We start from the raw sequence: 8,483 nt of genomic DNA, 5'->3' as shown, positions 1-8,483 counted from the left end.
CGGTGTGGGATGACCGTACTTTGCAAGAATTTCTTTTTCAAGCGAGCCGGAATTTACGCCGATACGGATAGGAATATTTCTCTGACGGCAAGCGTCAGCCACAGCCTTTACCCTATCGTCTGAGCCGATATTGCCCGGATTAATACGAATTTTATCTACTCCTGCGGCACATGCCTCAAGAGCCAGTTTGTAGTCAAAATGAATGTCGGCAACAACAGGAATTGTAAGTGCTTCCTTTAATGCCGGAATAAGTCTGACTGCGTCCATATTAGGAATGGCAGCTCTGATAATCTGACAGCCCACTTTTTCAAGCTCTACTGCCTGCTTTACAGAGCCTTCAATGTCAGTTGACGGAACATTGAGCATTGACTGAATACTTACATCAGCACCGCCACCAACAAGTACATTGCCAACCTTAACTTGTTTTTTACTTCCCACAGTAATTCCTCCTGTGCTACAGACCAAGCTGACCGGTAAATAGCTGCCAAATATCTTTGAATGTTATTACAACCATAAATATCATAAGAATAGCAAAGCCTGCTGCATTGATGTATTTTTCAACTTTTCTCGGTATTGGCTTTTTAAATATCCATTCAATAAGCAGAAGAACAAATCTGCCGCCGTCAAGTGCCGGGAATGGAAGCATATTAAAAATACCGAGGTTAATTGTAATCAAGGTCATTACATTTAAAATATTAAATACTGCTGAACCAAAGTTGGTTTCAAGTCCCTGTGAGGCTACCTGAGTAACGGCAGTTGCAATGCCGACCGGACCTGACATATCCTTAAAGCCAAATCTGCCCTGTACAATCCACACAAGCGACTGCCATACCATTCTGGCAACTGACCAAGACTCAGAAAAGCCCTGTGTTATTACAGAGGTAAAGGTTTTATCGATTGGCTCAACATAAAAATCAAGGGCAACGGAAGGCTTATCTGCCTCTTTGTCCTTTTCATCTTTGTAATAGGTAAAGAACTGAACATCTTCAAGCTCTACTTCTTTACCATCTCTTATAACTGTGACTGTTGCAGTGTAACGCTGACGAGTTTCCTTTTCGGTAATGGTCGGAAGTGTGTAATCCGTAATATTCATAGTTTCGTAAAGCTTTTTTACAGTATCGTTCATTACCGAAAGTGCTGCTGCTTTATCAGCTACGTTATTGACCTTTGTGCAGCCGTCAGTAAGAATGTTGTAAAGGCTTACCAAGGTATCATCATCGGGCTTCTGATCAGTTGCAATTTTGCTGTACTCAGTACACATTGCATTTGCACAGTCCTCTTTATATACAGAAAGAGATTTGCCGTCAACATCTTCACAGTTTACACCTGCAAAAGAAAATGACAAATCTTTTGAATTGTAAATGTCATATCCGTTGACTTTTACGATTTTGTCGCCTGTCTGCAAACCTGAATTTGCAGAGTAAGAGCGAGGGTCAAATTGGTCTATCGTAGTGGAGGAATATGCCTCCTGCGGAATGACCATTATAAAAGAAAAAATAATGCCGAGAATTATATTCATTACTGCACCCGCAATAATGACAATCATTCGTTTCCAGACCTTTGCATTATTAAATGAGCGTGGTTCGTGACTTTCTTCGTCCTCACCCTCCATTGCACAGTATCCGCCAATAGGAAAAAGTCTGAGTGAATACTGGGTTTCGCCCTTTTTAAAACTAAAAAGCTTTGGCCCCATTCCGAGTGCAAATTCATTTACCTTAATGCCTGAAAGCTTTGCCGTAATGAAATGTCCGAACTCGTGTAATCCTATAATAAGCTCAAAAAGCAGCACCGCAATTACTACCAAGGCTATAGTTACTAATATTTGCATATTTGGTCAATCAACTCCAGATAAAAATTCCGCAAATTAATATTATTTGTTTACCGCTTTGCGTACAAACTCCCTTGCAAGAGCGTCTGCATTCAAAACATCCTCTACATTTTTTTGATTTACCGGCTTAACAGCATCAAGAGATTCTGTAACAAGTCTGCCAATTTCAAGAAAAGAAATTTTGCCGTTTCTGAACAGTGCGTTAGCTTCTTCGTTAGCACCGTTTACAATAGCTGTGGCAGTACCGCCGATTGCAAGTGCCTTTTTGCAGGCTGTAAGACATTCAAAGGTTTTGTAGTCAGGCTCAAAGAATGTCATCTTAGCAATATCCGCAAGATTAAGTTCGCCAACAGGCGATTCATAGCGGTCGGGATATGTAACGGCATATTGAATCGGAATACGCATATCGGGCAAACCAAGCTGTGCGATAACAGAATTATCATCATATTCAACAAGAGAGTGAATGATGCTTTCTCTGTGAACAACCACATCAATTCGCTCACCGTCAACATCAAAAAGACGGCTTGCTTCAATTATCTCAAGTCCCTTGTTCATCATAGAAGCCGAGTCAATGGTAATCTTTGCACCCATACTCCAGTTAGGATGATTGAGTGCCTGTTCGACTGTAACATCTTTAAGCTCGTTACGGGTTTTACCAAAGAACGGGCCGCCTGATGCTGTAAGAATAAGCTTTTTTAAAGCCTTGTTGTGTGGCATACCCTGCAAGCATTGGAAGATTGCAGAGTGTTCGCTGTCAACAGGTAAAAGCTTTACATTGTTGTTTTTTACCGCATCTGTTACAAGATAACCGCCGGCAACCAAGGTTTCTTTATTTGCAAGAGCAATGTCCTTTTTAGCATTTGCCGCTGCAATGGTCGGCAGCAAACCAACCATACCTACTACTGAGTTAAGTACAAGCTCGGTGTTTTCTTCTGTAGCGGCAGCCACAAGTCCGTCCATACCTGCAAGAACAGTTGTGTCAGTATCTTTTACCGCAAGCTTTAATTCCTTTGCCTTTTTCTCATCATAAAGGACGGCAAGGTTAGGCTTATATTTTCTGATCTGCTCTTCCATAAGCTTTACATTTGAGTGTGCTGTAAGAGCGGTTACATTAAGGCTTAGTTTATCGACCACATCAAGAGTCTGAGTACCGATAGAGCCTGTTGAACCTAAAATTGAAATATTCTGAATCATAATTTATACCACCGTTACAAAAGGCAAAAAGTGATTTATAGCAACCATAACAGGTGCAGTAAATATAATACTGTCAAATCTGTCGAGCATACCGCCATGCCCCGGGAAAATTGAGCTGTAGTCTTTTATACCAACACTTCTTTTAATGAGTGAAAAGCTTAAATCACCGATGATTGATACAACAGCGTCAACAATTCCCAAAATAATAAGAGCCACGAAGTTGTAGTTATATTCAGGTGCAAACCAGAACGCAAACATAAGACCGAGAACAATAGCTGTGATTACGCAGAAAAGTACACCGCCGACTGCACCTTCTACTGTCTTTTTAGGACTGACATTCGGGCAAAGCTTGTGCTTGCCAAAGCTTGCACCAATGAAAAATCCACCTGCGTCTGCCATCCAAGGCAAAGAAAAAATGGTGGCAAAGTAAAAACTAAGCGGCTTATATACAAGGCAAAGTTCAGACAATGCACTCATACCAAAGGTAATGAGTAAAGTGCCGAACATTGCGTATGCAAATTCAAGGTAATTTATCTGCTTATGGTTAAAAATAAGCATTGCAAAGCCAAGTATCATAAATACAGCAATTACGGGATACACAAAGCCAGTATTTAAAATTACAGGAATTGCCGCTGCAAATAGTATGCACGGAACAGAAATAAAATATTTTTTAAGAAGTTTGTTTGCATGTAAATATTCTCCGGTCATAAATGCAGTTACAACAGAAACTGCACCGGCAATAACATATGGCTGCATTTCGCCTAAAAACAGCAAAACAAGGATAATAGAAATGCCGACTACTGCTGTAAGAAGTCTTGCTTTTAATGATTTCATAACTAATCTACCTGCTTTTTTATACTCCGCCAAAACGCCTGTTTCGTTGAGAGTACATATTGAGAGCTTCGTCAAGATCTGATTTATCAAAATCAGGCCAAAGCTTATTCATAATGACAAACTCTGTATATGCAGCCTGCCAAAGCATAAAGTTTGAAATTCTGTATTCTCCGCTTGGTCTGATGATTAAATCAGGGTCAGGCTGACCTGCGGTGTAAAGATAGCTTGAAAAAAGCTCTTCGTCAATGCTTTCTACATCAAATTTGCCGTTTTTAACATCATTGCTTATATTTTTTACTGCTCGGATAATTTCATCACGACTGCCGTAATTCATAGCAATGTTAAGTACCATTCCGTCACGATCCTTAGAGCTTTCTTCGTTTTCAATCATAAGCTTCTGAAGATCATCACTGAAATGTGACTTATCTCCGATAAATTTTACAACAATACTGTCGTCCTTGAAGTCCTCAAGTGCTTCATTCAGGTATGATTTAAAAAGCTTCATAAGGGAGTTTACCTCGTCCTCGGGACGCTTCCAGTTTTCGGTTGAAAAAGCATAAACGGTGAGGTATTTAATACCAATATCTGAGCAGTATCTTGTGATTTTTCTAAAGGTTTTAGCACCCTCACGGTGCCCAACGGAACGAGGCAGACCACGCTTTTTAGCCCATCTGCCGTTTCCGTCCATTATAATACCTATGTGCTCAGGGAGAATTATATCCGTTTTTTTAGCTTCTTCGGATTTTGAATTCCAAAAAGCCATATTACATCTCCAAAATTTCTTTCTGCTTAGCAGCTGAAATTGTGTCTATATTCTTGATATACTTATCTGTAAGCTCCTGAGCTTTCTTTTCGCCCTGCTTTAAGTCGTCCTCTGTAAGCTCTCCACTCTTCTTCATAGCCTTGAGCTTGTCGATTAAGTCACGGCGAACATTTCTTACCTGAACCTTTGTATCCTCGGAAATCTTCATAATATCCTTAACGATTTCTTTTCTTCTGTCCTCTGTGAGAGGTGGGAACACAAGACGGATAACCTTGCCGTCATTCTGTGGATTGATGCCGATATCTGATGTGAGAATCGCTTTTTCAATCTGTCTTAAAACAGACATATCCCAAGGCTGAACTGTAAGAGTTCTTGCTTCGGTTACTGATACGGCAGCAAGCTGATTTACAGGTGTTGGAGCACCATAGTAATCTACCTTTACCTTGTCGAGTACACCCGGGTTTGCTCTGCCGGCTCTGATTTCTGAAAACTCCTGCTGCATATGAGAAACTCTTCTCTCCATTGATTCAGAAGCTTTTTTAATCTGTGTTTGCATAATGTTTCCTCCGTTAATTCATCATAAATATTATTAGTCTATAGCGTCAACTACAGTACCGATATTTTCACCGCATACTGCACGATAAATATTCTCCGGGTCTTCAAGGCTGAATACAAGTACAGGAAGCTTGTTGTCCTTACAAAGTGAAGCGGCTGTGCTGTCCATAACTGCAAGATCCTTGTTGAGTACTTCATGGAAAGATACTACATCGTACTTTTTAGCGTTAGGATTTGTCTTAGGATCGCTGTCATAAACGCCGTCAACCATTGTAGCCTTCATCATAATGTCAGCTTCAATTTCATTTGCACGGAGAGCAGCCGCTGTGTCTGTGCTAAAGAATGGGTTACCTGTACCGCAGCCGAAGATAACTACCTTGCCTGATTCGAGGTGGCACATAGCCTTGTTGCGGATATACGGCTCGGCAACCTGACGCATTGAAATAGCAGTCTGAACTCTTACTACACAACCGAGCTGCTCAAGAGCATCTGCTACGCCGAGAGCGTTGATTGCAGTTGCAAGCATACCCATATGGTCTGCTCTGGTTCTGTCCATATCGCCTGAGCTTCTGCCTCTCCAGAAGTTGCCGCCGCCAACAACGATACCCACCTGAACGCCTGCATCTACGCATTTTTTGATTGGTTTACATATTTCAACAACTTTGTCGAAGTCGATACCTGTTTTCTGGTCACCTGCAAGTGATTCACCTGAAAGCTTTAATAAAATTCTATTGTATTTTGGTTTCATAACTTAACACCCCACTGTGTAATATAATTACTATAATAATACTATAAAATGCCTGTTTTGTAAAGAAAATAAAGACAATATTTTCTATTTTGCACTCTTTATTTTTATTTATTTGTCGTTATGCTGATTAAAAGGCTTTCAAATGCAGCTTCAAATCTTAAATCGTCCTCTTTTGTTCGTTTTTTAGGACCTTTTAAGTGGTTCTTTGACGATGACATTCTTGCCTTCTTATTAATGTGTCGCTCCATTAAAAGACCGTCTATGTTTTCATTTGTAAAAATCTTGCCCGACTGGTGAATTGCATAACCGCCTTTTCCGAGCACAAGTGCGGCAACTCCGTAATCCTGTGTTACAGCAACATCTCCGCTTTTGCAAAGATTTGCAAGGGCAATATCAACGGCGTCGGCACCTGCACCTATTACTTTGATTTCGCTGTAATCTGACGAAAGTATGTGGTTGGTATCACATAACAAAATTACGGGAATACTGTACTTTTTTGCGATTTTTTCCACCTGCCTTACTACAGGGCAAGCATCTGCATCAACTAAAATTTTCAACCTTTCACCTCCTAAATCTTCATAAAGAAAGACCGGTTCGCCGTTTCGGTTTGCCGATCTTTTCTGAAATTTTATGATATATTATTCTGATTTTCCGTTGCCTGTCGCTTTGAGAATACACAACCGCAATAGTTTTGACGATATAAATTATGTTCTGCCGACAAAACTATGGAACGCTTGTATCCTTCCTTCTTCTTAAAGTCGCTGCTAAGCCATTTTACGCTGTAAAGTTTTGCAAAATACTCGCCGATTTCGTTTAAAAGGCTTGCATTTTTAAGCGGACTTATGGTTAAGGTGGTTGTGAAGTAGTCAAAGCCCATTTCCCAGGCAATGCGGGCAGATTTTTCAAGGCGGAGTGCAAAGCATTTTTTGCACCTTTCCCCACCCTCAGGTTCGTTTTCAAGACCTTTTACGGCAGAAAAATATTCTAAAGGAGAATATTCGCCCTCGATAACGGTTACAGGATACTTGAAATTCATTTCGGAAATAAAGCGTTTTTCTTCGTTAAGTCTGTGAATGTATTCTTCTTTTTCGGAAATATTCGGATTATAAAAAAATACTGTAATTTTGAAGTACTGTGACAGATATTCAAGGCAATAGCTCGAACAAGGTGCACAACAAACATGCAAAAGCAGGGTAGGAACAGTATTTGTTTTTTCGAGATTTGCTATTATGTTATCAAGAATTTTTTGATAATTTACCTTGTTCATTTTATCTTCCTTATTTCTGTGCTAAAATCATTTGCAAAAGCTCATCGGCTGTTGCGGCAACCTGTGGAGCACCTGCGTCCATAAGCTCTTTTCTGCCACGGAATCCCCACTCTACACCAAGCATATTTACTCCTGCGTTATTGGCTGTGAAAACATCAACATCACTGTCGCCTATATAAATGCACTCGCTCTGCTTTACATTGTGCAATGTAAGAATAGCGTTGAGAGCTTCGCCGTCAGGCTTGCATTTGTATTCTTTTTTGTTGCCCCATGCCTCTGTAAATTTATGGTTTGGGAACACCTTTGCAAGGATTGCACCTACAAATTCGTCAGGCTTATTTGAAAGGACAGCAGTCATAATGCCGTTTCTCTCGAGTGAATCAAGAAGCTCTGTGCAGCCTTTGTATTCAGCGGTATGGTCGTTGCTGTGTGCTGAATAGTAGGTATTGAAGCCGTTCATAACAATGTCAAAAAGCTCTTTGTTTTCACTTTTCTCACCCATTGCACGCTTTACAAGCAATTCTCTGCCATTGCCAACAAAGTGATTATATTTTTCAATCGGCTGTGTAGGAAGTCCTGCCTCTTTAAGCCCCTCATTTGTGGCAATAGCCAAGTCGGTAAGGGAATTTACAAGTGTGCCGTCCAAATCAAATACTACCATTTTTATCATATCAAAGACCTCTTTCCTGTTCAAACAAAATTGCACGACAAGGTGCGGCTTCAAGTCCGCCAAGCTTAATCGGAAAGGCGTAAAGCTCGTAATCACCGTCTGAAATATCCGACAAGTCAAGATTTTCTAAGATTGCAATACCTGCATTTGCAAGAATTTTGTGGGTTTCCGTTTCATCGTATTCGGCAGCGATTGATTGTGCGTCTGTGCCAATCATGGCTATCTCGCTGTCGGCAAGAACTCTTGCGGCAAATGGAGAAACAAAAGCCTTTGAATTGCCGTGCAAAAGCAATTTTTTACGGCTGTGGGAAAGAATTTTGTCCATATCTTCTCCTGTGAGAACACCGCTGACAGTCACAACAGTACATTTGCCTGTAAAAGTGTTTAGTCGCATTTTTGAAATAGAATTGCCGTCACTTGCAAAATGCAAAGGTGCATCTATGTGAGTGCCTGTGTGAGTACAAAAGCTTACGGCTGAGAGATTGTAATCGTCACCGTTTTCAATGCTTTTAATCTTTGTTACCTGAGTTTGCGGGTCACCGTCATAAACCTTGCTTGTGAGAGTATCTCTTGAAATGTCGTGAATTATCAAGCTATGCACCAACTTTTTGTCTTAATAATTAT

The 8,483-nt window shown here is 40.5% G+C and carries 11 protein-coding genes; all 11 read right to left on the bottom strand.

What is annotated here, in order from left to right; genetic code table 11:
- A partial coding sequence (locus ACJMMI_RS04040) for a flavodoxin-dependent (E)-4-hydroxy-3-methylbut-2-enyl-diphosphate synthase (RefSeq protein WP_405353785.1) occupies positions 1-438 on the bottom strand: 438 nt, incomplete at its 3' end.
- Between the two features lie 16 nt (positions 439-454).
- Entirely contained in the window at positions 455-1,828 is a 1,374-nt protein-coding gene (gene rseP / locus ACJMMI_RS04035; protein WP_405353783.1) for an RIP metalloprotease RseP, read from the bottom strand.
- A gap of 42 nt (positions 1,829-1,870) precedes the next feature.
- The gene (locus ACJMMI_RS04030; protein WP_405353782.1) at positions 1,871-3,022 is read right to left on the bottom strand and encodes a 1-deoxy-D-xylulose-5-phosphate reductoisomerase; all 1,152 of its coding nucleotides are present in this window, start codon (positions 3,020-3,022) and stop codon (positions 1,871-1,873) included.
- A gap of 3 nt (positions 3,023-3,025) precedes the next feature.
- Complete coding sequence (locus ACJMMI_RS04025; protein ID WP_405353780.1) at positions 3,026-3,856, bottom strand: phosphatidate cytidylyltransferase; 831 nt, start codon at positions 3,854-3,856, stop codon at positions 3,026-3,028.
- Positions 3,857-3,875: 19 nt separating this feature from the next.
- Complete coding sequence (locus tag ACJMMI_RS04020) at positions 3,876-4,619, bottom strand: isoprenyl transferase (RefSeq protein ID WP_405353778.1); 744 nt, start codon at positions 4,617-4,619, stop codon at positions 3,876-3,878.
- 1 nt (position 4,620) lies between these two features.
- Positions 4,621-5,175: a ribosome recycling factor gene (gene frr, locus ACJMMI_RS04015; protein ID WP_022235157.1), complete on the bottom strand. Its 555-nt coding sequence runs from the start codon at positions 5,173-5,175 to the stop codon at positions 4,621-4,623.
- Positions 5,176-5,208: 33 nt separating this feature from the next.
- A complete protein-coding gene (gene pyrH / locus ACJMMI_RS04010; RefSeq protein WP_117704632.1) occupies positions 5,209-5,922 on the bottom strand; it encodes a UMP kinase in 714 nt (237 codons plus the stop codon).
- Positions 5,923-6,026: 104 nt separating this feature from the next.
- Positions 6,027-6,479, bottom strand: a complete 453-nt coding sequence (locus ACJMMI_RS04005; RefSeq protein ID WP_405353776.1) for a YaiI/YqxD family protein — start codon at positions 6,477-6,479, stop codon at positions 6,027-6,029.
- 71 nt (positions 6,480-6,550) lie between these two features.
- On the bottom strand, positions 6,551-7,189 hold the full coding sequence (locus tag ACJMMI_RS04000) for an epoxyqueuosine reductase QueH (protein ID WP_405353774.1): 639 nt from the start codon (positions 7,187-7,189) through the stop codon (positions 6,551-6,553).
- 10 nt (positions 7,190-7,199) lie between these two features.
- Entirely contained in the window at positions 7,200-7,859 is a 660-nt protein-coding gene (locus tag ACJMMI_RS03995) for an HAD family hydrolase (RefSeq protein WP_405353772.1), read from the bottom strand.
- Between the two features lies 1 nt (position 7,860).
- Positions 7,861-8,451: a cyclase family protein gene (locus tag ACJMMI_RS03990; protein ID WP_405353770.1), complete on the bottom strand. Its 591-nt coding sequence runs from the start codon at positions 8,449-8,451 to the stop codon at positions 7,861-7,863.
- Positions 8,452-8,483 lie beyond the last annotated feature (32 nt).

Origin of the sequence: Ruminococcus sp. (assembly GCF_045129435.1) — a bacterium.
Taxonomy (GTDB): Bacteria; Bacillota; Clostridia; order Oscillospirales; family Acutalibacteraceae; genus Ruminococcoides.
This window is presented reverse-complemented; position numbering and strand designations above follow the sequence as displayed.

What these genes read in the sequence shown, in the direction of transcription:
- rseP (WP_405353783.1), bottom strand. Translation starts at nt 1,828, where the DNA reads ATGCAAATATTAGTAACTATAGCCTTGGTAGTAATTGCGGTGCTGCTT.
- ACJMMI_RS04030 (WP_405353782.1), bottom strand. Translation starts at nt 3,022, where the DNA reads ATGATTCAGAATATTTCAATTTTAGGTTCAACAGGCTCTATCGGTACT.
- ACJMMI_RS04025 (WP_405353780.1), bottom strand. Translation starts at nt 3,856, where the DNA reads ATGAAATCATTAAAAGCAAGACTTCTTACAGCAGTAGTCGGCATTTCT.
- ACJMMI_RS04020 (WP_405353778.1), bottom strand. Translation starts at nt 4,619, where the DNA reads ATGGCTTTTTGGAATTCAAAATCCGAAGAAGCTAAAAAAACGGATATA.
- frr (WP_022235157.1), bottom strand. Translation starts at nt 5,175, where the DNA reads ATGCAAACACAGATTAAAAAAGCTTCTGAATCAATGGAGAGAAGAGTT.
- pyrH (WP_117704632.1), bottom strand. Translation starts at nt 5,922, where the DNA reads ATGAAACCAAAATACAATAGAATTTTATTAAAGCTTTCAGGTGAATCA.
- ACJMMI_RS04000 (WP_405353774.1), bottom strand. Translation starts at nt 7,189, where the DNA reads ATGAACAAGGTAAATTATCAAAAAATTCTTGATAACATAATAGCAAAT.
- ACJMMI_RS03995 (WP_405353772.1), bottom strand. Translation starts at nt 7,859, where the DNA reads ATGATAAAAATGGTAGTATTTGATTTGGACGGCACACTTGTAAATTCC.